Origin of the sequence: Thiomonas delicata (assembly GCF_900088825.1) — a bacterium.
Lineage (GTDB): Bacteria > Pseudomonadota > Gammaproteobacteria > Burkholderiales > Burkholderiaceae_C > Thiomonas_A > Thiomonas_A delicata.
The window spans coordinates 1,989,954-2,013,593 of sequence record NZ_LT592170.1; the positions used below are offsets into that span (position 1 = coordinate 1,989,954).

General features: G+C 65.8%; 21 protein-coding genes. 9 read left to right on the forward strand and 12 right to left on the reverse strand.

The window, feature by feature from the left end; translation table 11 throughout:
* Nucleotides 1–12: 12 nt before the first annotated feature.
* Entirely contained in the window at nucleotides 13–981 is a 969-nt protein-coding gene (locus THIARS_RS09450) for an MlaD family protein (RefSeq protein WP_094160745.1), read from the forward strand.
* A complete protein-coding gene (locus tag THIARS_RS09455; RefSeq protein ID WP_094160492.1) occupies nucleotides 978–1,670 on the forward strand; it encodes an ABC-type transport auxiliary lipoprotein family protein in 693 nt (230 codons plus the stop codon). Before THIARS_RS09450 ends, THIARS_RS09455 begins: the two co-directional genes overlap by 4 nt.
* A 93-nt stretch (nucleotides 1,671–1,763) precedes the next feature.
* Here the strand turns inward: THIARS_RS09455 and recQ are convergent, their stop codons facing one another.
* Nucleotides 1,764–3,605: a DNA helicase RecQ gene (recQ, locus tag THIARS_RS09460; RefSeq protein ID WP_094160493.1), complete on the reverse strand. Its 1,842-nt coding sequence runs from the start codon at nucleotides 3,603–3,605 to the stop codon at nucleotides 1,764–1,766.
* A 199-nt stretch (nucleotides 3,606–3,804) separates the two neighbouring features.
* Here recQ and THIARS_RS09465 point away from each other — a divergent pair, with 199 nt between their 5' ends.
* Nucleotides 3,805–5,454, forward strand: a complete 1,650-nt coding sequence (locus tag THIARS_RS09465) for an APC family permease (protein WP_094160746.1) — start codon at nucleotides 3,805–3,807, stop codon at nucleotides 5,452–5,454.
* Nucleotides 5,455–5,537: 83 nt separating this feature from the next.
* On the opposite strand, the gene THIARS_RS09470 is transcribed toward THIARS_RS09465, so the two are convergent.
* The 3 genes from THIARS_RS09470 to THIARS_RS09480 form a co-directional block, all read right to left on the reverse strand.
* Nucleotides 5,538–6,431 (reverse strand): fumarylacetoacetate hydrolase family protein, encoded by an 894-nt coding sequence (locus THIARS_RS09470; RefSeq protein WP_094160494.1) that lies wholly within the window; start codon nucleotides 6,429–6,431, stop codon nucleotides 5,538–5,540.
* Nucleotides 6,432–6,497: 66 nt separating this feature from the next.
* Nucleotides 6,498–7,190 carry a glutathione S-transferase N-terminal domain-containing protein gene (locus tag THIARS_RS09475; protein ID WP_094160495.1) on the reverse strand — a complete coding sequence of 231 codons (693 nt, stop codon included), beginning with the start codon at nucleotides 7,188–7,190 and terminating at the stop codon, nucleotides 6,498–6,500.
* Nucleotides 7,191–7,277: 87 nt separating this feature from the next.
* Entirely contained in the window at nucleotides 7,278–8,006 is a 729-nt protein-coding gene (locus THIARS_RS09480; protein ID WP_094160496.1) for an enoyl-CoA hydratase-related protein, read from the reverse strand.
* A 171-nt stretch (nucleotides 8,007–8,177) separates the two neighbouring features.
* Between THIARS_RS09480 and THIARS_RS09485 the strand changes: the two genes are divergently transcribed.
* Entirely contained in the window at nucleotides 8,178–10,190 is a 2,013-nt protein-coding gene (locus tag THIARS_RS09485) for a type IV pilus assembly protein FimV (RefSeq protein WP_141202368.1), read from the forward strand.
* Here THIARS_RS09485 and THIARS_RS09490 read toward each other — a convergent pair.
* From THIARS_RS09490 to lptF, 4 genes are read right to left on the reverse strand one after another with little or no spacing between them, the layout of a single operon-like run.
* Complete coding sequence (locus THIARS_RS09490) at nucleotides 10,187–11,377, reverse strand: pyridoxal phosphate-dependent aminotransferase (RefSeq protein ID WP_094160498.1); 1,191 nt, start codon at nucleotides 11,375–11,377, stop codon at nucleotides 10,187–10,189. The genes THIARS_RS09485 and THIARS_RS09490 overlap by 4 nt on opposite strands.
* Nucleotides 11,378–11,393: 16 nt before the next feature.
* Nucleotides 11,394–12,338: a CysB family HTH-type transcriptional regulator gene (locus tag THIARS_RS09495; protein ID WP_094160499.1), complete on the reverse strand. Its 945-nt coding sequence runs from the start codon at nucleotides 12,336–12,338 to the stop codon at nucleotides 11,394–11,396.
* A gap of 36 nt (nucleotides 12,339–12,374) precedes the next feature.
* A complete protein-coding gene (gene lptG, locus THIARS_RS09500; protein ID WP_094160747.1) occupies nucleotides 12,375–13,475 on the reverse strand; it encodes an LPS export ABC transporter permease LptG in 1,101 nt (366 codons plus the stop codon).
* Nucleotides 13,476–13,485: 10 nt separating this feature from the next.
* Complete coding sequence (gene lptF, locus THIARS_RS09505; RefSeq protein ID WP_094160500.1) at nucleotides 13,486–14,637, reverse strand: LPS export ABC transporter permease LptF; 1,152 nt, start codon at nucleotides 14,635–14,637, stop codon at nucleotides 13,486–13,488.
* 111 nt (nucleotides 14,638–14,748) lie between these two features.
* Between lptF and THIARS_RS09510 the strand changes: the two genes are divergently transcribed.
* The 5 genes from THIARS_RS09510 (at nucleotide 14,749) to greB (ending at nucleotide 19,259) form a co-directional block, all read left to right on the forward strand.
* Entirely contained in the window at nucleotides 14,749–16,227 is a 1,479-nt protein-coding gene (locus THIARS_RS09510) for a leucyl aminopeptidase (protein WP_094160501.1), read from the forward strand.
* A gap of 64 nt (nucleotides 16,228–16,291) precedes the next feature.
* Nucleotides 16,292–16,714 (forward strand): DNA polymerase III subunit chi, encoded by a 423-nt coding sequence (locus THIARS_RS09515; RefSeq protein WP_094160502.1) that lies wholly within the window; start codon nucleotides 16,292–16,294, stop codon nucleotides 16,712–16,714.
* Entirely contained in the window at nucleotides 16,711–17,160 is a 450-nt protein-coding gene (locus tag THIARS_RS09520) for a hypothetical protein (RefSeq protein ID WP_094160503.1), read from the forward strand. The genes THIARS_RS09515 and THIARS_RS09520 overlap by 4 nt, the downstream gene beginning before the upstream one ends.
* Nucleotides 17,161–17,419: 259 nt before the next feature.
* The gene (locus tag THIARS_RS09525; protein ID WP_094160504.1) at nucleotides 17,420–18,556 is read left to right on the forward strand and encodes a branched-chain amino acid ABC transporter substrate-binding protein; all 1,137 of its coding nucleotides are present in this window, start codon (nucleotides 17,420–17,422) and stop codon (nucleotides 18,554–18,556) included.
* A gap of 133 nt (nucleotides 18,557–18,689) precedes the next feature.
* The gene (greB, locus tag THIARS_RS09530) at nucleotides 18,690–19,259 is read left to right on the forward strand and encodes a transcription elongation factor GreB (protein WP_094160505.1); all 570 of its coding nucleotides are present in this window, start codon (nucleotides 18,690–18,692) and stop codon (nucleotides 19,257–19,259) included.
* 6 nt (nucleotides 19,260–19,265) lie between these two features.
* On the opposite strand, the gene THIARS_RS09535 is transcribed toward greB, so the two are convergent.
* The 4 genes from THIARS_RS09535 to THIARS_RS09550 form a co-directional block, all read right to left on the reverse strand.
* Complete coding sequence (locus THIARS_RS09535) at nucleotides 19,266–21,641, reverse strand: RelA/SpoT family protein (RefSeq protein WP_094160506.1); 2,376 nt, start codon at nucleotides 21,639–21,641, stop codon at nucleotides 19,266–19,268.
* Nucleotides 21,642–21,691: 50 nt separating this feature from the next.
* A complete protein-coding gene (gene rpoZ / locus THIARS_RS09540; protein WP_094160507.1) occupies nucleotides 21,692–21,895 on the reverse strand; it encodes a DNA-directed RNA polymerase subunit omega in 204 nt (67 codons plus the stop codon).
* Nucleotides 21,896–21,934: 39 nt separating this feature from the next.
* The gene (gmk, locus tag THIARS_RS09545) at nucleotides 21,935–22,555 is read right to left on the reverse strand and encodes a guanylate kinase (RefSeq protein ID WP_094160508.1); all 621 of its coding nucleotides are present in this window, start codon (nucleotides 22,553–22,555) and stop codon (nucleotides 21,935–21,937) included.
* Nucleotides 22,556–22,662: 107 nt separating this feature from the next.
* Nucleotides 22,663–23,565, reverse strand: coding sequence for a YicC/YloC family endoribonuclease (locus THIARS_RS09550; protein WP_245845714.1), 903 nt, complete (start codon nucleotides 23,563–23,565; stop codon nucleotides 22,663–22,665).
* Nucleotides 23,566–23,640: the final 75 nt, after the last annotated feature.

Consider the following 23,640-nt stretch of genomic DNA (forward strand, 5'->3'; position numbering starts at 1 on the left):
GAAGGTGGAATGATGGAATCGAAAGTCAATTACACGGCGGTCGGCGTTTTCATCCTGCTGCTGTGCCTGCTGCTGTCGGCCACGGTCTATTGGCTGGCGGTGGGTGGGCGGCAGCAGAACACCACGCCTTACCTCATCTACGCCACCGACAACGTCAACGGCTTGAGGGATAGCAGCAACGTGCTGTATCGCGGCGTGAGTGTGGGGCGGGTGGATTCCATCGAAATCGACCCGGCCAACCCCACCCTCATCCGCATCCGCGTCGACATCGACAAGACCGTGCCGGTGCGCGCCGACACCGTCGCGCAGCTCATTCCGCAGGGTGTGACCGGGCTGTCGGTGATCAACCTCACGGGCGGCGCGTCGCCCCAGCCGCTGAGCACGGCCCCCGGCCAGCCCTATCCGGTCATACGCTACGCGCCGTCGGTGTTCTCGCGCCTGGAGGGCGGCCTGAGCGATGCCACGCTGATGCTGTCGAAAATCGCCACCCGGCTGGACATGCTGCTGAGCCATGAAAATCTGCAGGCGCTGAGCCGAACCCTGATGCACGCGGAACAGATCACGGGGACACTCGCCGCCCATCGGCAAGATATCGCGCAGACCCTGGTGGCCTTGCGCCAATCCAGCCAGGAGCTCGCGGCGCTGGGCGCCCAAGGCCAGCAGTTGAGCACCCGCGGCGAGAAGCTGATCGCGCGGCTCAGCGACACCACGGTGCATCTGCAGGACACCCTGGGTGAGATGGACGCGGCGGCGAAGAGCTGGCGTCAGGCCGGGGAGGGTGCGGCCAAGCTGGGTGCCACCGGAACGCAGGCCCTGGATCAGTTGCAGAGCCGCACCCTGCCGGGTTTCGACAGGCTCACCGACAACCTGCAGCGGCTCAGCAGCCAGCTCACGGACCTGGTCCGAAGCCTCAAGGGCAATCCGAGCCAATTGCTTTACGGCGTGCCCCAGCCGCCCCCCGGACCCGGAGAACACCGATGAATATTTTCGTGCGGACGTCCGCGCTCGTTTTGGCATTGTGCGGTGCCGGCTGTTCCTTGCCGACGGCCAGCCAGAGGGCGCAGCAGGTCTATCGCTTGCAGCCGGTCGCGGCCGAGGCCAGGCCGGCAGAACGGTCGCCGCGATCCGTCGTCATTCACCTGCTGCCTGTCGCCGCGGCGCCGGGGCTGGGAAGCTCCGCCATGCTCTACAGCGAGGGGGCCGGCGACGGCGCGCCGAATGCTGGCGGCGCTTCGCCGGGCGAGGGCGCGCAAAGCCCGGTGCGGCCAGGCCTGGCGCTGATGCCTTACCGGGACAGCCGTTGGCTCGCGCCCCCCGCCCAGCTCATCGGCGCGGCCATCGCGCAGACCCTGTCGCGGCAGCCCTGGGTCAGCGCGGTGGAGACGAATGTCCGCCTGGCGCCGCCCGCCTGGGCCCTGCATTGCGAACTGGGCCGGCTGGAGCACGACATCGACGGCACGCGCGGCGTGGTGCGGCTGGAGCTGACGTGCCAACTCGCAGGCGACGAGCCGCGGGGTATCGTGGCGCATTGGCGATTCGATCAATGGCAAGCCGTGACGACGAACGACGCGCCGCACTATGCGGCCGCCGCGCAGAATCTGCTCGACCGCGCCTTGCGCGACATCGTGCGGCGTGTGCGCGCACACGTGCTTTCAGGCGGGAGGCATTGATCCTGCGGCCGGACGGCCCAGGGTTGTTTCGCCGCGCCGGGGGTCACGCGGCGGTGGTCGCGTCGAGCGCAACGGTGGCTGGCCCGACGGAATTCAAGCCCCGGCGTGCCGGGCCATGATGTCGAGCAGGGCGGCCCCGTAGCTGTCGCGCTTCTTGTCGCCCACGCCGGAGATGCTGCGCAGCGCGTCGAGGTCGCCAGGGCGGGCCAGGGCAATGGCTTGCAGCGTGCTGTCGGGCAACACGACGTAGGCCGGCACGCCGTGCTCCCTGGCCACGCCGCTGCGCCAGGCGCGCAGGGCCTCGAACAGGGCGAGATCGTCCGCCGCGAGGGCTTGCGCCACCGGGCGCGGCGTCGAACTCGCGCGGCGCTTGCCCGCGGCCGCCGGTTCCTGGCGCTTGAGGTGGATGCGTCGCGCTCCGCGCAGCACCTCGCGGCTCGACTCGGTGAGGTGCAGGACGTTGAAATGCGCGGGGTCCACCTCGACCAGGTGCTGGGCCGCGAGCTGACGCAGCAGCTGGCGCCAGTCCTGCTCGCTCAGGTCGGCGCCGATGCCGAAGGTGGACAGGGCATGGTGGTTGTGGCGCTCGACCTTCTCGCTGCGCTTGCCGCGCAGCACGTCGATGATGTGGGTGGCGGCAAAGCTGGTGCCGCTGGTCTGGCGGCAGCGGTAGATGCACGACAGCAGTTTTTGCGCAGACTCGGTGGCGTCGACCAGTTCGGGCGGGTTCAGGCAGTTGTCGCAATTGCCGCACGGGCCGCTGGCTTCGTCGAAATAGCCCAGCAGGCGCACGCGGCGGCAGTCCGCCGCTTCGGCCAGGGCGAGCATGGCGTCGAGTTTGCTGCTGGACAGGCGCTTGTAGGCGTCGTCGGCTTCGGAGAGTTCGATCAGCCGGCGCTGCTGCACCACGTCGGACAGGCCGTAGGCCATCCAGGCCTGGGCGGGTAGGCCGTCGCGCCCGGCGCGGCCCGTTTCCTGGAAGTAGCCTTCGATGGAGCGCGGCATGTCCAGGTGCGCGACGAAGCGCACGTCGGGCTTGTCGATGCCCATGCCGAAGGCGATGGTGGCCACCATCACGACGCCGTCCTCGTCCAGGAAGCGGCGCAGATGGGACGCGCGCTGGGCCGCCGGCAGGCCGGCGTGATAAGGCAGGGCGCGAATGCCGTGGCCGGCGAGCATGGCGGCAACCTCCTCCACCGTGTTGCGCGACAGGCAGTACACGACGCCGCAGTCGCCGGCATGCTCGGTGCGGATGAAGTTGAGCAACTGGGCGCGGCCATCGCGCTTTTCCACCACGCGGTAGCGGATGTTGGGGCGGTCGAAGCTGGAGACGAAGGCACGGCCGTCCCGCAGCAGGCGCTCGGCGATCTCCTGCCGTGTCGGCACGTCGGCGGTGGCGGTGAGCGCGATGCGAGGCACCTCGGGCCAGCGTTCGCGCAGCACGGCCAGCTGGCCGTATTCCGGGCGGAAATCGTGCCCCCATTGCGATACGCAATGCGCCTCGTCGATGGCGAACAGCGCGATGCGGCATTGCCCCAGCAGGCGCAGGCCGCTTTCGCTCAGCAGGCGTTCGGGCGCCATGTAGAGCAGGTCGAGCTCGCCGCGGCGGGCACGTTGCTGCACGTCCTGCACGGTGGCGGCATCGAGGGTGGAATTGAGGAAGGCGGCGCGCACGCCGAGTTCCTCCAGCGCCGCGACCTGGTCCTGCATGAGTGCGATCAGCGGCGACACCACGACGCCGATGCCCGCGCGCAGCAAGGCCGGGATCTGATAGCACAGCGACTTGCCGCCACCGGTGGGCATCAGCACCAGCGCATCGCCGCCGGCCGCGACATGGTCGACCACGTCGCGCTGCATGCCGCGAAACGCCGGGTAGCCCCAGACATGCTGCAAGAGGTGTTCGGCATCGGGGCGGGCATCGAGGCGGGCGTTCATGGCACAAGCCTAGCAAGACCGGACGCCATGCCCACCGTCGAGCAGTGCGGGGATCGGCTGGAAGGTCGGGCCGCTGTCGTATCTCGCTGCGCGTTTTACCTTCGTTCACCTGCAAATGCGGTCGACTGGAATACAAACGTTGAGCGTCAACGAAGTTCGCGACGACAGCGAGCCATTTCCCTCTCAAACGGAGATCATCATGGCCAGTGTTCCTCTCGGTGCGGTCACCCCGCCCAAGACCCAGCGCAGCAAGATTCACAAAGAAGCGGGCATCTGGAGCCTGCTGTTCGCCAGCCTCACCGCCATCATCGGCTCGGGCTGGCTGTTCGCGCCGCTCACCGCAGCCCAGCAGGCCGGACCCTCCAGCATCCTGTCCTGGGTGATCGGCGGCGCGGCGATTCTGTTGCTTGCCTTCGTCAATGCCGAACTCACCAGCGCATTCCCGGGGATGGGCGCGGTCATCACCTTCCCCAAGCTCAGCCACGGCAGTCTGATGGCCGCGGTGATGAGTTGGGTGGTGTTTCTCGGCTATGTCACGGTGGCGCCGGCCGAAGTGCTGGCGGTTGTCACCTACGCCAACAACTATTTGCCCGGCTTCGTCAACGCCAAGACCCAGCTGCTCACGCCCGAGGGCATGGGCGCCAGCGTGGTGCTGCTGGGTGTGTTCGTGCTGATCAATGCCATGGGGGTGCGGATGTTGCTGCGGGTGGGCAACACGATGATGGTCTGGAAGCTCATCGTGCCGATCCTCGCCATCGTCATGTTGCTGGTGTCGTCGTTTCACAGCGCCAACTTCACCTCGCAGGGCTTTGCGCCGATGGGGATGCAAGGCACGATCTCGACCATCGCCACATCCGGCATCGTGTTCAGCTACCTGGGTTTTCGGCAAGCCATCGAACTGTCGGGAGAAGCCAAGAATCCGCAGCGCGACGTACCGATCGCCATCGTCGGCTCGGTGTTGATCGCGGGGGCGATCTTCGTTTTGCTCGAAGTGGCCTTCATCGGCGCGCTCAACCCGAGCGACATCGCCCAGGGCTGGGCCAAGGTGCATTTCACCGGCGCTTCCGGCCCCTTCGCCGGCTTGGCCACCCTGCTCGGTTTGAGCTGGTTGGCGGCGCTGCTCTACATCGACGCGGTGGTGTCCCCGGCCGGGACCGGCCTGGTGTACGGCGGCACGACCGCGCGCGTGGTCTATGCCACCGGCAAGGACGGCCTGTCGCTGCCCTGGTTCGCCAAACTCAATGCGAAGGGAGCGCCTTCGGCCGGCCTCTGGGTCACCTGGATCGTCGGCCTGCTGTTCTTCCTGCCTTTCCCCTCGTGGCAGAAAATCGTGACCTTCATCTCGTCGGCCGCGGTGCTGGCTTACGGCGTGGGGCCGGTATCGCTGCTGACCTTGCGTCGCACATTGCCGCTGGGCGCGTACCGGCGCCCCTACACGCTGAAGGGCGCCTGGCTGTGGGCGCCGCTGGCCTTCATCGCGGCCAACTTCATCATCTTCTGGTCCGGCGCGGGCACCGACGACTTCCTGTTCGGCGCGCTGGCGGTGATCTTCGTGCTGTACGTGATCGCGCAGGCCGTTTCCGGCCGCATCGGCGAACTGCATTGGAAAGGCGCGTGGTGGCTGTTCCCGTATTTCCTCGGGATGTGGGCCATCACCAATCTGGGCCCGGCCGAGCCCATTGGCGGCAATGGCACGCTGACCTTCTACGAAGGCATGGGCCTGGTGGTGATCCTGAGCTTCATCGTCATCGCATTGGCTGTCGCCAGCGGACTGTCCGAGCCTGAAGACGCTCGCGCCGCGCTACGCATTGGCGAACTCGAGGCGCGCGACAACGACGCGTCCGGCTGATCGCCCAGGAACCGGGCGCACACAAAACCCGAACCGGAGCCCGGACGGCAGGATGCCCGGGTTGTTCCCAGGGCCTGTCCCGCTCAGGTCTTGGTTGCGAGCACGAGGCCGGCGGCGTCCTGCGCCACCTTGCGGGCCGAGGCCAGCACGGTCTGCCGCTGGCAGCCCAGGCCCTGGATGCCGAGTTCGACCAGGTCGCCCGGCTGCAGGTAGCGGGGCGGTTTTTGTCCCATGCCGACGCCGGCCGGCGTGCCGGTGGCGATGAGGTCGCCGGGCCGCAGGGTCATGAAGTGGCTGAGGTAGCTGACGATCTGCGCGACGCTGAAGATCATGTCGCGGGTGTTGCCGGACTGCATGCGCCGGCCGTTGACGTCCAGCCACAGGTCGAGGCTCTGCGGGTCGGGCAACTCGTCGGCCGTCACCAGCCAGGGGCCGACCGGACCGAAGCTGTCGCAACCCTTGGACTTGTCCCACTGGCTGCCGCGCTCGAACTGAAACTGGCGTTCGGACACGTCGTGCACGGCGCAGTAGCCCGCCACATGGGCCAGGGCCTCGCCCACCGGAACGTAGCGCGCCTGGCGGCCGATCACCACGCCGAGCTCGACCTCCCAGTCCAGCCGCGTGGAATGCGGGGGCTGCTCGATCGGGTCGCTCGGCCCGCTGATGCAGGTGGTCCATTTGTTGAACACGATGGGTTCGCTCGGGATGGGCAGCCTGGCCTCGGCGGCATGGTCGCGGTAGTTCAGGCCGATGGCGATGAACTTGCCGATGCCGACGAAGGGCACGCCGAGCCGCGGCTTGCCACGCACCAGGGGCAGCGCCTCCACGTCCAGTTTGCGCAGGGCGCGCTGGCCTTGCGGAGCGTAGACGTCGGGTCCGATGTCGCGCACCACATCGCGCAGGCTGCGCAGCCTGTTCTGGCCGTCGATGAGACCGGGTTGTTCGCGCCCCGGAGGGCCGTAGCGGACGAGTTTCATGGAATGCCTTCTTGTCTTGTTGTCGTCGGGGGGTGAGGAATCAAACCGGTGCGGCTTCGGGAAACTTCAGCGGCGCTGGTATTGCGCCTCGCCGAACAGATTCTTGCGGGACTGTTCGTCCAGCAGGGGCTTGCGCTGTTCGGCCAGCACCGCCAGGCCGCGCTGCACGGCCGGCCGGGCGTCGATGGCGTCGAACCAGCGCTTGGCGTGCGGGTATTCGGCCCAGTCCACGCCCTGGTTCTTGGCGCTGCGGCACCAGGGAAAGGCGGCGATGTCGGCGATCGAGTAGTCGTTGCCGCCCAGCCAGGGCGATTGCATCAGGCGCTGGTCGAGCACGGCGTACAGGCGCCTGGCCTCGTTGGTGTAGCGCGCGATGGCGTAGTCGATCTTTTCCGGCGCGTAGATGCGGAAGTGGTGGGCCTGGCCCAGCATGGGCCCCAGTCCGCCCATCTGCCACATCAGCCACTGCAGGGTCGTGTAGCGTTGGGCGCCCGAAGCCGGCAGCAAGCGCCCGGTCTTCTCGGCCAGATAGACCAGAATGGCGCCGGACTCGAACAGCGCCAGGGGCTGGCCATCCGGTCCGTCGGCATCGACCAGGGCCGGAATCTTGTTGTTTGGACTGATGCGCAGGAATTCCGGTTTGAACTGCTCGCCGGTGCCGATGTTGACGCCGTGCACCTTGTAGCTCAGACCGAGCTCCTCGAGCAGGATGTGGACTTTTTGACCGTTGGGCGTGGGCCAGGAGTAAAGGTCGATCATGGGGTTGCGTGGTGGACGGGCAGCGGCTCCAGCGGCCGCGCGCCAGTCGCATTGTGACGCCGGGCCGGAAATCGTGCAGGGTTCGGCTCAGGGCGCCTCGCCGCGCAGCCAGCGGGTTCGTTCCTCGGCCAGGACTTCATGCAGCGGCTGCTCCATCGCGCGCGCGATCTGCCCCTTCAGCGCGGCCAGCGTTGCAGGCTCGCGCTGCGCCGCAGCCCTTGCGAGTTGCGTCGCCTGCTGCAAGGCCAGGCCAGGTTCGGTGAGTTTGCACACCAGCCCCAGGGCGTGCGCGCGTTCGGCCGGCATGGCGGCGTCGAGCAGACTCAACTCGGCGAGCGCGCTGCGCGGAAGGGACTGCGCCGCCAGCCACAGCGCGCCGACGTTGCGGCCGCTCGTCTGGCTGGCGGCCGGCAAGACGAAGCGGGCATGGCGCGCGGCGACGATGAGGTCGCATGCCAGCGCCAGCGCCAGTCCGGCGCCGCTGGCCTGTCCCTCGACGGCCGCGATCGTGAGCTTGTCGCTTTCGCGCAGCGCCAGCAGCCAGTCGTGCAGCGCGTCGACGAACGCTGGCGCGTTCCCGTCCCGCGCCATCTCGCCAGCGGGACGCGCGGGCGCCGGCACGCCGGCGCAGAACTGCTCGGCGCTGCCCGTGAGCACGATGACGCCGATATCGGGATCGCGCAGTGCGGTCGACAGGGCTTCGATGCCGGCATGCGCCGTCTCCGGGGTCATGGTCGGACCGGCGCTGCCGAGCTGCAGGTTCAGCACGCAAACGCGCGCGTCGGCGCCTGCAGGTTCGTCGTAGGTTTGGGCCATGGCAAGGGTCTCCTGAAGGGGTGCGCGGGGGCCTGTGCGGAAAAGCGCATTTTTGCAAAATGGTTCACGAAATCTCGATTTTCGTGAGGTGCGTCAAGCAAATTCGCGTCGTATCGACTGATAGAGTCGAATCGCATCGAAATGGCCCGATTTTTCATCAGGATTGTCCACATGTTTCGCCGTCCGGACTTCACGTGGCGCATGCTCCGCCTGCCGACATGGCTCAAGCCGGTCCTGGCCGCAGGCGCGGTGCTGGCGGCCATGCCTGCGCAGGCCTTGCTGCTGGAGCCGCCGCAGACATATGCCGTTCTCGGGCAGCCCTTGCGTGTGGACATCCCGGTGCGCCTGGATGCTTCGGAACAACTGGCATCCAACTGCGTGCAGGCCCAGGCCGATGTTGGCAGCGATGCCCTGCGACAGGATCTGCTCGTCGTGACCTTGCGGCATCTGGGCAGCGCGGAGGACGGCATCCGGGTTCGGTCCACCGTACCCATGACCGAACCCTATGTCGTGCTCACAGTCAAGCTCGGCTGCCAGTTCCAGCGCACCCAGCAGTACACGCTGCTTGTCAACCCGCCGACGCCAGAACTGCCCGTGGTGCCCATCGACGCGGCAACCGCGGTTTCGCCCCGGCACCCGGCTGTGGCCCCGGCGGTCAAGGCGAAGGTCCGCAATGGCCATGCCGCTGAGCTCCCCGCATCGAATCCCCAGGAAAGTTGGGCCGATGCGGGACGGCAAGCCGCACGGCGCGCGGCGGGCACACGCAAACCTTCGCTTCCCCATCGCGTGCGTCCAAGAGTCACGGCGCGCCACGCGGCGCTGGCTGCGCACGCCAAGCCCGGCAGCGAACTCAAGCTGGACTGGCTGTCGACCGAGCTTGCGCCATCGTCCTCGCTGCGCCTGTCCACCGCGCTGTCTGTGCCTGGAAAGACGGACATGCGCAACGTTGCGGAGGCTGCGAACGGCCCCGACGCCAGCGTCCCAACCGTTTCGCCAGCGCGCGCCACGCAGGTCGATCTCGACAGGAAAATCAATGCGCTGACCTCTCAGATCGCGGAACTCAAGGCCGCGCGCTTGCGGGACGACGGCGAATGGCTCCGGCTTCGGGAGCAAATGGAACGAATGACCGCGGCGCAAAGCAGCCGCCGCATGTCGATTGACGTCCTGGGCGGACTGGCCGCGGGTTTCGCTTTGCTGAGTCTGTGGTTGTGGCGCGAGCTTGGCCGCCGCGCGACCCTGGGGGAGCGGTGGCTTCCGACCGCGGCTCCCGAGGCGCCGGCCGATGCCGTGCCGGCCGCTGCAGATGAAGCGCGACACCCGGAGGACAGCGGGCCTTCCACCTGGCCTCCGGAACAGCATCAAGGCCATGGCGTTCCAGCCGAAGCCGAAGCCGCGCGAACCGTCGCCCAGACCACGCAAGCGGCTGACTGGGGCGTGCAGGAAACGGTGGAAAGGAAGGCCTACACCCAGCCGCTTTCGGGCGTGGAATTGGTGCAGATCGACGAAATGATGGATCTGCGCCAGCTGGCCGAATTCTTCATAGGCATCGACGATCCGCAACAGGCCATCGTCGTGATGGAGAAGGCGCTGAACGATGCCAGTGGCGGGTCGCTAGCCTTGCCCTATCTCTATCTGTTCGGCCTGTACCGCCAGCACGGCCGCAAGCAGGATTACGAGGCCTTGCTGGTGCGTTTCAAGCATCGCTTCAATGTGCAAATTCCGCCCTGGGACGAGCCGCTCGTCGGCCCGGGGCGCGATCTTGAGGCCTATCCGCGCGCGCTTGCACTCATTTGCGAGACCTGGGATCTGCCGCCCATGCTCACTGTGATCGAACGCATGCTGCTGGATGACCCCAGTAGGCGCCGCATGGGATTCGAGCTTCCCGCCTATCGCGATCTGCTCGATTTGTACGCCGTTGCCCGCGACCTGAGCCGCAACCCCGTCCAGCCCAAGGACCAGCGGCCGGTGCCGGTTTTCGACGAGCATTCCGATCTCGATCTGCCGCTGTCCCTGATCTCGCTGTCCCTGGCCCCGCTGGAGACCGTCAGCAAGCCGTCGCAAGTCGCGGCATCAGGTCCAGCGCCGCAAACTCCGCTGGATTTCACCCTGGGGGCGGATACCCAGGCGCTGCCGGCAACACCGGATGCCGTGTCGCCTTCCCCTTCCGGCAGTGCGCTTGGCTAGAGCCGTGCCAGGCGTTCCAGCGCGGCGTCCAGCGTGGCTTCGCGCTTGGCGAAGCAAAAGCGCACGGTGCTGCGCTCGACCGGGTCCGGATGGAAGGCCGACAGCGGAATGGCGGCCACGCCCACTTCGCGCGTGAGCCACTCGCAGAACGCGGCCTCGGGCAGATCGCTGACGGCCCCATAGTCGGCGCATTGGAAATACGTGCCCTCGCAGGGCAACAGCCGAAGGCGGGTCGAGGCCAGTCCGGCGCGGAAGCGGTCACGCTTGGCCTGGTAGAAGGCGGGCAGGTTCAGATGCGCCTCGGGCTGCGTGCGCAGGTAGTGGGCCAGCCCGTGCTGCATCGGCGTGTTCACGGTGAACACATTGAACTGGTGCACCTTGCGGAATTCGCGCGTCAGCTCGCGTGGCGCCGCGACCATGCCCACCTTCCATCCGGTGACGTGGTAGGTCTTGCCGAAGCTCGAGACGACGAAGCTGCGCGCCGCCAGCTGCGGGTAGGCCGCCGCGCTGTGGTGCGTGGCGCCGTCGAACACCATGTGCTCGTACACCTCGTCGGAGATCAGCACGATGTCGGTGGGCGCGAGCAAGGTGCCCAGGCGCTGCATGTCCTGCGCGGTCCAGACCCGGCCGCTGGGGTTGTGCGGCGAATTCACCAGCATCGCCCGGGTCCGGGGCGTGATGGCGGCGGCGATGGCGTCGAAGTCAGGGCGGTAGTGCGCATCCAGCGGCACGAAACGCGCGACCCCGCCGGCCAGCGCGATCGCCGGCGCGTAACTGTCGTAGGCGGGGGTCAGCACGATGACTTCGTCGCCCGGATGCACAACGGCCAGGACGGCGGTGAGCAGGGCCTGCGTGGCGCCGGCCGTGATGGTGATCTCCTCGCCGGGGTCGTAGGCCGCGCCGTGGAGGGCCTCGATCTTCTCGGCCAGGGCTTCGCGCAACAGCGGCACGCCGGCCATCGGCGGATACTGGTTGTGGCCCGCGCGCATCGCGGCGTTGACGGCTTCGGGGAGCTTGGGGTCAGGGTCGAAGTCGGGGAAACCCTGGCCGAGGTTGATGGCGCCGCATTGCTGCGCCAGCGCCGACATCACGGTGAAAATGGTGGTGCCGACCTGGGGCAGCCGGCTGCGCAGCGCGGGGCTGACCGGATGCTCGGCAGCGGTTCTGGAGTGTTGAACGGCGGACATGGCGGTGACATGAAGTTCAGATCGAGAAATTCTCGTCGCTCTGGCCGCGCAGCACCTGCTCGACCAGCTTGCGCGACAGACGTTGCGACAACAACTCGGTGAGCACGAAGACGAAGCCACGCTGGTACACGCCGCGCTTGAACGCGACGCGTGCGAGATTGTGGCCGAACAGCTGCCCGGCGGGCCTGGCGCGAAGCTGGGTGTCGCGCTCCGGGTTGAACGCCATCTCGGCGATCAAGCCCACGCCGAGTTCCAGTTCGACATAGGTCTTGAGCACGTCCGAGTCGGTGGCTTCCATCACGATCTGGGGCGCGAGTCCCTGCTGCGCAAAGGCCTGGTCGATGCGCTTGCGGCCGGTGAAGGCGGGGTCGTAGGTGACGAGCGGGTACCGCGCCAGTTCGGCGAGCGACAGGTCCGCGCAGTCGTTGAGCGGATGGTTCAGCGGAGTCACCACCAAATGCTGCCATTCGTAGCATGGCAGCGTGACCAGTTCGGCATGCTCGGCCAAGCTCTCGGTGGCCAGACCGATGGCGGCCCGCTCGTCCAGCACCGCCTGGGCAACCTGGTCCGGGTTGCCTTGCATCAGGTGCACCTGGACACGCGGGAAACGCCTGCGGAACTCGGCGATGACCTGCGGCAGGCGGTAGCGGGCCTGGGTGTGGGTGGCGGCGATGGTGAGCTGGCCGCTGTCCTGGGCCGCGTAGTTCTGGCCGATGCGCTTGAGGTTGTTGACCTCGCGAAGAATGACTTCCACGCTGCGCAGGACTTCCTCGCCAGGGGCCGTGAGCTTGCGGATGCGCCTGCCATGGCGGCTGAAAATCTCCACCCCCAGCTCGTCTTCCAACTCGATGATGGCTTTGGAGACGCCGGGTTGCGAGGTGAACAGCGCGCGCGCCGCCTCGGAGAGATTGAAGTTGTGGCGTACCGCTTCCTGCAGGAAGCGGAACTGGTGCAGATTCATGGCATGCGGCCGAGGCGAAGACTTGGAGTGGAGGACTCAGCGGAACTGCACGCGCCAGACGAAGAAAACCAGCGCGGAGCCAGTATAGAACATGTAGGGCAGGGCGGCGGCAAGCCAGGTCGGCCAACTCGCCAGCAGACCCAGACGCGACGTGAGGGTGTTCAGGAGAATGAAGCTGATGCCCAGCATGATGCCGCCGAACACCTTCCAGCTGATCTGGCCCGAACGCCCATGGAGATAGGCGAATGGCAGCGCCAGCATCATCATCACCACGGCGCTGAGCGGGTAGAGCAATTTGCGCCACAGCGCGATTTCATCGCGCTGCACCGCTTGGCCATTGGCCCGCAGATGACCGATGTAGCGCCACAGATCCACCACCGACATGCGCTCGGGACTGAGCAGCAGCACATCGAGCACGCTGGGCGAGACCGACGTCCGCCAGGGCAGCTCGGCTTCATGCCGCACGTCCAAAGCCTTGCCGGGCTGGGTCGGGATTGCGACCGACGTCACCTGGCGCAGCAGCCAGGTCCCTCCGCTTTGGTACACGGCGCTGGCGGCGTGGATCGTCTGCAGGAGTTGCGCGCCGTCGCCAAGGACATAGACATGCACGCCGCGCAGCTCGCCCGAGGCCGTCACGCTGCGGATGTTGATCATCTGGTCGTCCTTCCCGCCCTGCCGGTTGCGCAGCCACAGTCCAGAACTGAGGTTGGTGCCGAAATGGCCGCCTTGCGAGCGGGCCTGCATGGTGGCGGCGACGCGTTCGGCAATCGGCGAGACGAACTCCCCCAGCGCGAAGATCAGCACCGAGAACGCCAGGCCCAGGCCGAGCAATAGCGTCAGCGCCCGGCGCGGGCTGAGCCCCGACATGCGCATGACGGTGAATTCCGACGAGGCCGCCAGACTCGCCAGCACGTACACGGTGCCGGTCAGCGCCGCGATCGGCAGCACTTCGTAGGCGCGGTTCGGCAACTGCAGCGAGACCAGCAGCAAGGTGTGCGCGAGCGAGGCGCCGGACTCGGCGGTATTGCTCAGCTCGTTGATCACATCGAGAAAAAACAGCAGGCCCAGAAACACCAGCAGCACAAGACCGCTGGCAGAAGCGATCTGCAAGGACAGGTAGCGTCGCAGGGTGCGCATGATGCGGGAGTCAGGGCGCGGCGGTCGGCCCGGAGAGGCCGCCTGGTATGGCACGCGTTCCATGGCTGCGGGGCCAGGGCAGCAAGCCTTTGCGCAAAGCAAGTCCGAGGAGGAGCACCGCGGCTGTTCCGTGGAGCACGAGCAGTGCGATGGGCAAGCTCAGCTTGCCCTGGTCGATCCAGCCTTGCGTGGCATTCAGGAAGTTGATGTAGGTGAGGTAGATGAGCACCGCCACAATGAGCTGCAGCGCGCGTCCCGCGCGGGGATTGGTGGCCGCCAGCGGAACTGCCATGAGGGTGAGCAGCACTGTGGAGATCGGGATGCCGATGCGCCACGAGAGCTCCCCGAGCCAGGCCGGGACCGTCGACATGGCGAGGGCCAGGGTGGAAATCTCGCGGCTGGGCGTATTCGCGAGGCGCACCGCCGTCGGTAGGGCCGCCGAGGGTGCGGGAGCGCTGAGCGACGACAGGCGAATGCCCATCTGCTTGAAACCCGTGATCTGGTAGTTGGCCTGTCCCTGTGCATGGCTGTAGCGGTGGCCGTTGGCCAGCATCAGATAGCGTGAGCCGTCGAGATTCTGCAGTTTGGCTGACTGAGCCAGGGTGATCGTTTCCTGGCCTGCGCTCTTGTCGCGAATGAAGATGTCGTGGGCCAGGCCATCCGCATCAGCGCCCTTGCCGATGAAAAAGACCCGTTTGCCGGAGGACGATTCGCGGAACTGTCCAGGCGCCACGCGGGCAAGATCCGAGCGTTGTTCGAAGCGGTCGCGCAGCGCCGCGTTCTGCTGGTTGGCCCAGGGCCAGGCGACGAGCGTGAGGGCGGCGATGGCCAGCACGATGGGCGTCGAAAAGCGCAGGACGGTGCGGAAGTACTGCATCGGCGTTACGCCGGCACCGGCCCAGATCACCATCTCCGAGTCGCGGTGCATGCGTGAGAAGCTCATCAGGACCGCGATGAACAGGGCCAGGCCCAGAATGAACTGGAGATAGGTCAGACAGGCCAGGCCAATCAGCAGGAACAGGTCCTGCGGATTGGCCTGGCCTTCCGACGCCTGGCCCAGGACGCGGATGAGCATGAGCGTGAGTACCACTGAAAACAGCACGGTGAAGCTGCCGCCGAAATTGCGGGCCATTTCGCGGCGCAAGGAGGTGTCCAGCAGCATCGGTCGGGCGGCGAGATCGGGCTTGGCGGGGGTGGCCGAGCGGAAGAACGGGGGGAGGCGAGGCGCTCCGGAAAGCCTGGTGGAATAATGCAGGCGTCATCAGGAGACCTCATGAAATTTAGCATAGCCCCCTTGAAATCACTGGCCAGTCTGCAGACCGACGCCCTGGTGGTTTTCCTGCACCAGCCAGGGACGTCGTGCGGCTTGGTCGAGGCCGATATGGTGGACCCGGTCGCGGCCGAAGCCGCGCAGGACGGCGATTTCTCCGGTGCGCTTGGCACCACGTACGTACGCAGCCGGCCGGCCGGCTTGGCGGCCAAGAGGCTGATCCTGGTCGGCCTGGGGGCGACTCCCGTATCCAGCGCGAGCTGGCTCAAGGCCGTGCAGGCCGCGGCCGGCGCACTCAAAACGCTTGCGGCGCGCCAGGTTCACTTGCTGGCGGCCGACGGAGAGGCGGTTCTGGCCGAACTGGCGCCGCGCGCCTTCGGCGACGCCGCCTACCGTTACACCGCCACGCGCAGACCCGAGCCTGACAAGGTCTACAAGGTGGACGCGGTGCATGTGCTGTCCCGCCATCCCCGTCAGGCGGCGGCGCTGAAGGCCCAGCTTGCGCGAACCGAGGCGGTTCAGGCCGGCATCGATCTCACCCGCAATCTGGCCAATCTGCCGGCCAACCACTGTACGCCGTCGCATCTTGCCAAGGCCGCGCAGGAGCTTGGCAAGCGTCATGGCATCAACGTGGAGGTGCTGGGCCGCGGCGAGATCGAGCGCCTGAAAATGGGCGCGTTTCTCGCCGTGGCCCAAGGCTCCGAGCAACCGCCGCGCTTCATCGTGCTGCGCTACGACGGCGCGGGCAGGAAGGATGCGCCGCACGTGCTGGTGGGCAAGGGCGTGACCTTCGACACGGGCGGCATCTCGATCAAACCCGCGGCCGAGATGGACGAGATGAAGTACGACATGTCGGGGGCCGCTTCGGTGCTGGGCGCCTTCGAGGCCATCGCGCGCATCAAGCCCAAGTTGAATCTGGTGGGCCTGATTCCGGCGACCGAAAACATGCCCGGAGGGCGCGCCGTCAAGCCGGGTGACGTGGTCACAAGCATGTCGGGTCAGACCATCGAGATCCTCAATACCGACGCCGAGGGTCGGCTCATCCTGTGTGACGCGCTGACCTATGCCGAACGCTTCAAGCCGGCCAGCGTGATCGACATCGCCACGCTCACCGGAGCCTGCGTCATCGCGCTCGGTCATATCCACAGCGGCCTGTTCAGCCCGGACGACGCCTTGGCCGACGCCTTGCTTGACGCCGCGCGACAGGCGCAGGACAGTTGCTGGCGCATGCCGCTGGGCGACGATTATGCCGAGGGGCTCAAGACCAGCTTCGCCGACGTGGCCAATATCGCCGGCCGTGCGGCCGGCAGCGTCACGGCGGCATGCTTCCTGCAGCGTTTCGCCAAGGCCTATCGCTGGGCGCACCTGGACATTGCGGGGACGGCGTGGAAGAGCGGCGCAGCCAAGGGAGCGACCGGCCGGCCCGTGGCGTTGCTGGTGCAGTATCTGCTCAACAGCGCCGAGACCGCGCGCAAGGCATGACCATCTGCAAGGCACGGGCCAGTTCCGGCAGCGCCCGGCCCCTGCCGCGCCGCGGAGGAGGCGCATGAGTTCAGTCGAGTTTCGCGTGGGCGCCGCGGACCCGCTGGCTTATGCTTGCGTGCTGCTTCGCGTCGCCGTCGCGAAAGGCGCCAGACTCGTGGTGCGCGCCGCGCCGTCGCAGATGGATGACTTGGACGCGCGCCTATGGACCTTCTCCCAATTCGATTTTCTGCCGCATTGCCGCGCAGGCGATGCCCTGGCCCAGCGCACGCCGGTCGTGCTGACCGACGCGCCGGACTTGCGCAGCTTCGGCGACCGCGACTGCCTGGTGAATCTGGCGCCCGATCCCGCTTCGGGTTGGCAGGCTTTGCCGCGCGTGATCGAAATCGTGGGCACGTCCTCGGCGGACAGGCAGGCCGGGCGGTCGCGTTTCCGCGCCTATCGCGAAGCCGGAACTGAACCCACCACCCTGGAGATCGCAGCATGACGCCCCCGCTCACGGATCGTTTGCCCGTCTTGACTGAAGTCATCGACCCCGGCGCTGGCGCGACGGCCGATGTTGTGCAGTCCGAACGCCAAAGCGGGCTGCCTGCGCAGGGCGCAGCCCCCACCGCAGGCGCCGGCCCATGGGTATCGCCGCCCGTCTCGCCTAAGCCCGCCGTTGACCACGGCGCCAGGCCCCTCCCGACTGGCCTGGCGGATCATCTGCAAACGAGACGTCTGGCCGTTCAGGCCGATCTGCTGCAGAAGATTCAGGACGAAGTCGCCGAGCGTCTCGGCCGGAACCTCGAAGGGCATTTTCAGGCGCTGTTGCAGCGCCATGCCGAGACGTGGGCGCGGGAACTCGCGAGCGAACTGCAGCCCTTGCTCCGCGACGAAATACAGGGCGTGATGACGGAAATCCTCATGCAAGGGTCGAACCCGGCGCCATGATTCGCGCCCGATCTGTTTCCATAAGAAACAGATCGTTCGATACGAAACCGCATGAGTGTGTCGATACCGGTGCAGGGGCGGGGTCGTCGCGGCCAGAATTGGTTTTCGGGATGGAGGTCACAATGTTGACGCGCACGCAACACGATGCGGGGGGCATCGAAGCCTCTCTGTTCTTTTCAGCATGTTTCAGCTAATGTATCGGTCCGTTGGGAATCTCCCGACTTAAAGCAACTTTTATATCCTTTTTGGAGGCTCATTCATGAAGCTGAAATATGCCCTTCTGGGCTTGTCCCTGGCAATTGGTACGGCTTACGCCGCTGACGACGTCACGGTGGTGATCGGCAGTGCGGCACCCATGTCCGGTCCTCAGGCCGCGTTTGGCCAGGACAACACCAACGGCGTGCGCATGGCCATCAACGATCTGAACAAGCAAAACATCATGATCGGTGGTAAGAAAGTCATCTGGAAGATCGATGCTCAGGACGATCAGGCCGACCCCAAGCAAGCGACTTCGGTCGCCCAGAAATTCGTCGATGAAAAGGTCAATGGCGTCGTCGGCCACCTGAACTCCGGTTGCACCTTCCCGGCTTCGCGCATCTATAACAATGCCGGCATCCCCAACATCACGCCCTCATCCACCGATCCCAAGATCGCCGAGCAGGGCTTCAAGACCTTCTTCCGCATCATTGCCAACGACAACGCCCTTGGCGCCGGTCTGGCCAATTACGCCAAGAAGGAATTGAAGGCCAAGACCGTGGCGGTGATCGATGACCGTACCGCCTATGGCCAGGGCGTGGCCGACGTGTTCGCCGCGACGGCGAAGAAGGACGGTTTGAAGGTGTTGGACCGTGAGTACACCAACGACAAGGCGACCGACTTCTCGGCCATTCTGACCAAGATCAAGTCGACCAACCCCGATGTGATTTTCTACGGTGGCATGTACACCCAGGCAGGCCCGCTGGCGCGCCAGTTGAAGCAACTGGGCATCAAGGCCACGCTGATGGGCGGTGACGGCATCTGCGCGCCCGACCTGGCGAAGCTGGGTGGCGACGCGGTCAACGGCACGGTGTGCGCCGAAGGCGGCTCGCCGCTCAGCCAGATGCCTGGCGGCGAGGCCTGGAAGAAGCGCTACGACGCCGAATTCGGCGCCAAGGCCTTCCAGATCTATTCGCCTTATTCTTACGATGCGACGATGGTGCTGGCCAAGGCCATGGAAAAGGCCAAGTCCACCGATCCGAAGAAGTATCTGTCGTACATTCAGAACATCGACTACAACGGTGTGACCAAGAACAAGATTCACTTCATGGCCAACGGCAACCTTGCCGATCCGTCCATCACCATCTCGAAATTCGAGGGTGGCGAGAAGAAGGTGGTCGCGGTTGAACAAGTGAAGTAACGGTCCGGCGCGCAGCAAGCCGGAAAACCCGGCTTGGTGCGCGTTGAAGCTTTCCGCTTCAAACGAAACGCCCGGCTCGGGCGTTTTTTATTTCGACCCGCAAACAAGGCCTGCGTCGCCGGGTCCAAACCCCATGAACAAGGCATTTACGCGCGAAGACTCCTCGGCCGCCGAACAGGACGATGGAGATGAGGTCAGACTGCCCGATCTTCCGCCCGGCAGCAAGAATTACATCACCCCAAGCGGCTATGCGCGCCTGCGTGACGAACTCAAGGCCCTGATCGAGGTCGAACGACCGAAAGTGGTCGAGATCGTGTCGTGGGCCGCGTCGAATGGCGACCGTTCCGAGAACGGCGATTACATCTATGGGAAAAAGCGCTTGCGCGAGATCGATCGGCGCATTCGTTTCCTCACCAAGCGGCTCGATCTCGCCGAAGTGGTCGACCCGTCGCGCCAGCATGGCAACACGCAGGTGTTCTTCGGCGCCACGGTGCGTTACGCCGAGGACAACGGCGCGCAGCGCCTGGTGACCATCGTCGGAGCCGATGAGGTCGACCTGGAGCGCGGACACATCAGTTGGGTGTCGCCGGTGGCGCGCGCCATGCTCAAGGCCCATGAAGGCGACGTCGTCAGCCTGCCGGTACCCGGCGGTGTCTTGCAGCTGGAGATTCTCGAGGTCCGCTATCCGGCGCCTGGAGCTTGAGCGCCGTCACGTGCTGTGGCGGGGCTTGATGCGCGCGGCACGCGTGACGAACTTGTGGGACCGCACCGCGCGCAGGATGTCGGCGAGGTGCTTGCGGTCCCGAACCGCAAGGATGAAGCGAAGTTCGATGGTGGGTTGCCCGGAATCGTCATCCATCGTGACGTGGATGATGTCGGCATCGTGCTCGCTGATGGCCGAGGCCAGCTTGGCGAGCACGCCCTTGCCGTTGCTGACGAAGACCGACAAACCCACCTGGTAGAGCCCGGTGACCGAGGCGGACCAGATGAGATCGATCCAGCTTTGCGGATGCTTCTGGAACAGGCGCCGGGCCTGCGGGCAGTCTTGCAGATGCACCGTGAGGCCTTCGCCCTTGCCGAGATAGCCCAGCACGGCGTCGCCCGGAATCGGGCGGCAGCAATCGGCATAGTGCACCGAGGCACCCTCGGTGCCTTCCAGGATCAGGGCGCCTCGTGTGGGCATTTCCGCGGCGCCCTGCGCGCCGGCGACCGCGGCCGGGGCTCCGCTCGAAGAGAGATCCTGCGCCACCGCCGTGTCGTTTTCCTCGGTCTGGCGCGGCAGCTTCGCCTGGCCGTTGCCATGCAGGAGCAGCGCGCGTTTGGCCACGATCTCGGCCACCCGTTTGCCCAGGCCGATATCGGCGAACAATTCTTCCTGGCTCTTACTGCCGCTCCAGTGCAGCAAGCGGCTCCATTCGGCCGGGCCCAGGCTTTCGAGCTGTAGGCCTTCCTGGCTCAGGGCGCGACTGAGCAGGCGCTTGCCGAGCTCTTGCGACTCGGCCTGCTGGGAGACCTTGAGTTCATGCCGGATTTTCGAGCGCGCGCGCCCGGTCCGCACGAAACTCAGCCAATTGGGATTGGGTCGGGAGTGCGGGGCCGTGACGATTTCCACCACGTCGCCGCTGTGCAGTTCGGTCCGCAGCGGCACGAGTTCGCCGTTGACTTTCGCCGCCACGGTCTGATTGCCCAGGGCCGTGTGGATGGCATAGGAGAAATCCACCGGCGTGGCGCCCCGCGGCAAGGCCAGGATGCGCGACTTCGGCGTGAAGACATAGACGGCGTCGGGCGCGAGATCGACCTTGACGGTCTCGATGAATTCGGCTGCGTCCCGGTTCTCGTTCTGGATGTCGAGCAGAGATTGCAGCCAGGCGGCCGTGCTGACCTGCGCGATAGCCTCGGCCCCGTTGGAGGTCTTGTACAGCCAGTGCGCGGCCACGCCGCTTTCGGCGACCCTGTGCATGGCCTCGGTGCGGATCTGGAACTCCACCGGCGCGCCCGTGGGTCCGATCAATGTGGTGTGCAACGACTGGTAGCCATTGAGCTTGGGGATGGCGATGAAGTCCTCGAACTTGCCCGGCATTGGCTTGTATTGCGCATGCAGCACGCCGAGGGCGCGGTAGCAGTCGAGCACCTCGGGAACGATGACGCGAAATCCGAAAATATCCTGCACGTGCGCAAACGAACGGTGTTTGCGCTGCATCTTGCTGTAAATTGAATAGAGCGTCTTCTCGCGGCCATACAACTGCGCCGGGATTCCGGCCTCGGCGAACGAGTTGGTGGTTGCGGCCAGAATCTTGTCGACCAGGTCGCGCCGGTTGCCTCGCGCCACTTTCAGCGCCTGGCTGAGGACGGCATGGCGCATGGGATGACCATGCTGGAAACCGAGATCCTGCAGTTCGCGATAAACCTGGTTGAGGCCGAGCCGGTACGCGATGGGTGCGTAGATGTCCATGGTCTCGGTGGCGATGCGGCGGCGCTTGTCCGCCGCCATCGCGCCCAGCGTGCGCATGTTGTGCAGGCGATCGGCGAGCTTGATCAGGATGACGCGAATGTCGCGCGCCATGGCCAGCAGCATTTTGCGGAAGCTCTCCGCCTGGTTTTCCTCGCGGCTGGAAAATTGAATCTTGTCGAGTTTCGTCAGGCCATCCACCAAAATCGCCACGGTGGGGCCGAAGTGTTCCATCAACTCGGCCTGGGTGATGCCCTTGTCCTCCGCCGTGTCGTGCAGCAGCGCGGCCATCAGCGCCTGGGTGTCGAGCTTCCATTCGGCGCAAATTTCTGCAACCGCTACCGGATGTGAGATATACGGTTCGCCGCTGGCGCGGTATTGGCCTAGATGCGCAGCGTCAGCAAAGCGGTACGCGTTGCGTATGAGTTGCAGATCGGACTCGGGGAGGTAGCTGGAGAGCTTGTCCAGCAAAACCGCCAAGCTGACCGCCGCGTGTTTGTCGGCATGGTTTGCCGCCGCAGCATGGGCCGATATGCCGCCATCGGTCCCATCCCCTTTGGGGGCGGGCTTGCGCCGCACCACGGGGCGGTTGCGGGGCGGATGACTGCCGCCTGTTGCGGGTGTGCGGCTTTGCATGATGTCAGACCATCAGGAGCGCCGCACAGCATGGAGAGGTCAGGAGCCGTTCACGCGGGTACGCGTTTGAGCATTTCGATGCCGATTTGGCCGGCGGCGATTTCGCGCAATGCGGTGACCACGGGCTTGTCGCGCGTTTCGATCTTGGGGGTATGGCCTTGCGCCAGCATGCGTGCGCGGTAGGTTGCCGCCAGCACGAGTTGAAAGCGATTCGGAATTTTTTCCAGACAATCTTCGACGGTGATACGGGCCATGGCAGTTCCAGTGAATCAGTGGATATCTGAGCTCGGTGCTCAGAGGATTCCGAGTGCTTTGAACACTTCGGGATGGGCTCGGCGCTGGGCGGCGTAGCGCAGTCTTTGCGCCGCCACGACGGCCTGCAAGTCGCTCAGCGCCTGCGAGAAATCGTGATTGACAATTATAAAGTCGAAGGTCGAGGCATGCGGGGTTTCCACGCGGGCGTCGCGCAGCCGGCGCACAATGACCTCGGCGGCATCTTCGCCGCGGCGCATCAACCGCGCCTCCAACTCCTCGTAGGACGGAGGCAGGATATAGATGCTGACCGCATTGCTGAACTGTTGCTTGACCTGCTCGGCGCCCTGCCAGTCGATTTCCAGCATCACGTCCACGCCCTGGGTCATGCGTTGCTGCAGCCAGTGTCGCGAAGTGCCGTAGAGATTGCCGTGAACCTCGGCCCATTCGAGAAAATCGCCGGCTTTGATGCGTTTCTCGAATTCGGCGCGGTCGATGAATAGATATTCGCGACCGTCCTGTTCCTGGCCGCGCGGGGCGCGGGTGGTGTAGGAAACGGAGAGCTGGATGCCCGCATCCCTGGAGAGAAGCTCCTGCACCAGGCTGGATTTGCCGGCCCCGCTTGGGGCTGCGACGACGAACAAGTTGCCCGGAAAGTCCATGCGCTGTGGTGTCGGCTAGGGGTGGATAGGAATCGCTGCATGCCTGGGCATGCAATGAACGGCTGGAGCCAGACCCGCTATCGGCGAGACGGGCTGCGGGGAAATTGCTATTCGAGGTTCTGCACCTGTTCGCGCATCTGCTCGATACAGACCTTCATATTGACGGCCAATTCGCTGAGTTCCAGCACGGCGGACTTGGAGCCGAGGGTGTTGGCTTCGCGGTGCAGTTCCTGGATCAGGAAATCCAGGCGTTTGCCGACTTCACCACCATCTTCGAGCACCTTGCGCATGGCGTCCAAATGCGATTGTAGGCGGCTGACTTCCTCGGCCACGTCGATGCGCAGAGCGAAGGCCGCGGTTTCCTGCAAAAGGCGCTCGTGCACCACGTCCGGATTCGGGTTGCCGCCCAGCGCCTGCAGGGCGTCTTTCCAGCGGGTAAGAAAGCGCTCCTGCTGGCGGGCGACGGCCTGCGGCGCCAACTGTTCGGCAGCCTGCGCCCACTGCTGCAATTGGAGACAGCGATCCGGCAGGAAGCCGCGGAGGCGTTCGCCTTCGCTTGATCGTGCCACCTGCAAGGCCTGCAGCGCGGCGTCGGCCGCCCGCTGCACGGCGAGCGCGAGCGCTGCCGGATCGAGCCGACGTTGCTGCTGCGCCGAACTCAGCCGCCACACGTCGGCCACGGACAAGGTGCGCAGATGCGGGGCGCGTTGCAACAAGATGGCTTCCGCCTGCAGGAGCGGCTCCACCAGTTGCAGGTCGGGTGGTGCCTGCGCGGATTGGGCTTCGTCGAGGTTGATGCGGCACTCCACCTTGCCGCGGTGCAAATGACGGACCAGCGTGGCGCGTATCGCGGCTTCGCTCGCGCGCAGTTCGTCGGGCAGCCGGAACTGGAGATCCAGGAAGCGACTGTTCACGCTGCGCAGTTCCAGGCGCACCGTGAGTGGCGGATGAGCCACATCGACAGTCTCGCTAACTTCGGCATAACCGGTCATGCTATAAAGTAATTTCAATCGGTGCTCCCAGGTCGAACGCTGCATTTTTTCACAATGCGGTTCGCCCGCCAGTATTCCACTTGCAGGGCATTC

Excerpts from the sequence above, each read along its gene's own strand:
- THIARS_RS09450 (WP_094160745.1), top strand. The coding sequence starts at position 13 with ATGGAATCGAAAGTCAATTACACGGCGGTCGGCGTTTTCATCCTGCTG.
- THIARS_RS09455 (WP_094160492.1), top strand. The coding sequence starts at position 978 with ATGAATATTTTCGTGCGGACGTCCGCGCTCGTTTTGGCATTGTGCGGT.
- recQ (WP_094160493.1), bottom strand. The coding sequence starts at position 3,605 with ATGAACGCCCGCCTCGATGCCCGCCCCGATGCCGAACACCTCTTGCAG.
- THIARS_RS09465 (WP_094160746.1), top strand. The coding sequence starts at position 3,805 with ATGGCCAGTGTTCCTCTCGGTGCGGTCACCCCGCCCAAGACCCAGCGC.
- THIARS_RS09470 (WP_094160494.1), bottom strand. The coding sequence starts at position 6,431 with ATGAAACTCGTCCGCTACGGCCCTCCGGGGCGCGAACAACCCGGTCTC.
- THIARS_RS09475 (WP_094160495.1), bottom strand. The coding sequence starts at position 7,190 with ATGATCGACCTTTACTCCTGGCCCACGCCCAACGGTCAAAAAGTCCAC.
- THIARS_RS09480 (WP_094160496.1), bottom strand. The coding sequence starts at position 8,006 with ATGGCCCAAACCTACGACGAACCTGCAGGCGCCGACGCGCGCGTTTGC.
- THIARS_RS09485 (WP_141202368.1), top strand. The coding sequence starts at position 8,178 with ATGTTTCGCCGTCCGGACTTCACGTGGCGCATGCTCCGCCTGCCGACA.
- THIARS_RS09490 (WP_094160498.1), bottom strand. The coding sequence starts at position 11,377 with ATGTCCGCCGTTCAACACTCCAGAACCGCTGCCGAGCATCCGGTCAGC.
- THIARS_RS09495 (WP_094160499.1), bottom strand. The coding sequence starts at position 12,338 with ATGAATCTGCACCAGTTCCGCTTCCTGCAGGAAGCGGTACGCCACAAC.
- lptG (WP_094160747.1), bottom strand. The coding sequence starts at position 13,475 with ATGCGCACCCTGCGACGCTACCTGTCCTTGCAGATCGCTTCTGCCAGC.
- lptF (WP_094160500.1), bottom strand. The coding sequence starts at position 14,637 with ATGCTGCTGGACACCTCCTTGCGCCGCGAAATGGCCCGCAATTTCGGC.
- THIARS_RS09510 (WP_094160501.1), top strand. The coding sequence starts at position 14,749 with ATGAAATTTAGCATAGCCCCCTTGAAATCACTGGCCAGTCTGCAGACC.
- THIARS_RS09515 (WP_094160502.1), top strand. The coding sequence starts at position 16,292 with ATGAGTTCAGTCGAGTTTCGCGTGGGCGCCGCGGACCCGCTGGCTTAT.
- THIARS_RS09520 (WP_094160503.1), top strand. The coding sequence starts at position 16,711 with ATGACGCCCCCGCTCACGGATCGTTTGCCCGTCTTGACTGAAGTCATC.
- THIARS_RS09525 (WP_094160504.1), top strand. The coding sequence starts at position 17,420 with ATGAAGCTGAAATATGCCCTTCTGGGCTTGTCCCTGGCAATTGGTACG.
- greB (WP_094160505.1), top strand. The coding sequence starts at position 18,690 with ATGAACAAGGCATTTACGCGCGAAGACTCCTCGGCCGCCGAACAGGAC.
- THIARS_RS09535 (WP_094160506.1), bottom strand. The coding sequence starts at position 21,641 with ATGCAAAGCCGCACACCCGCAACAGGCGGCAGTCATCCGCCCCGCAAC.
- rpoZ (WP_094160507.1), bottom strand. The coding sequence starts at position 21,895 with ATGGCCCGTATCACCGTCGAAGATTGTCTGGAAAAAATTCCGAATCGC.
- gmk (WP_094160508.1), bottom strand. The coding sequence starts at position 22,555 with ATGGACTTTCCGGGCAACTTGTTCGTCGTCGCAGCCCCAAGCGGGGCC.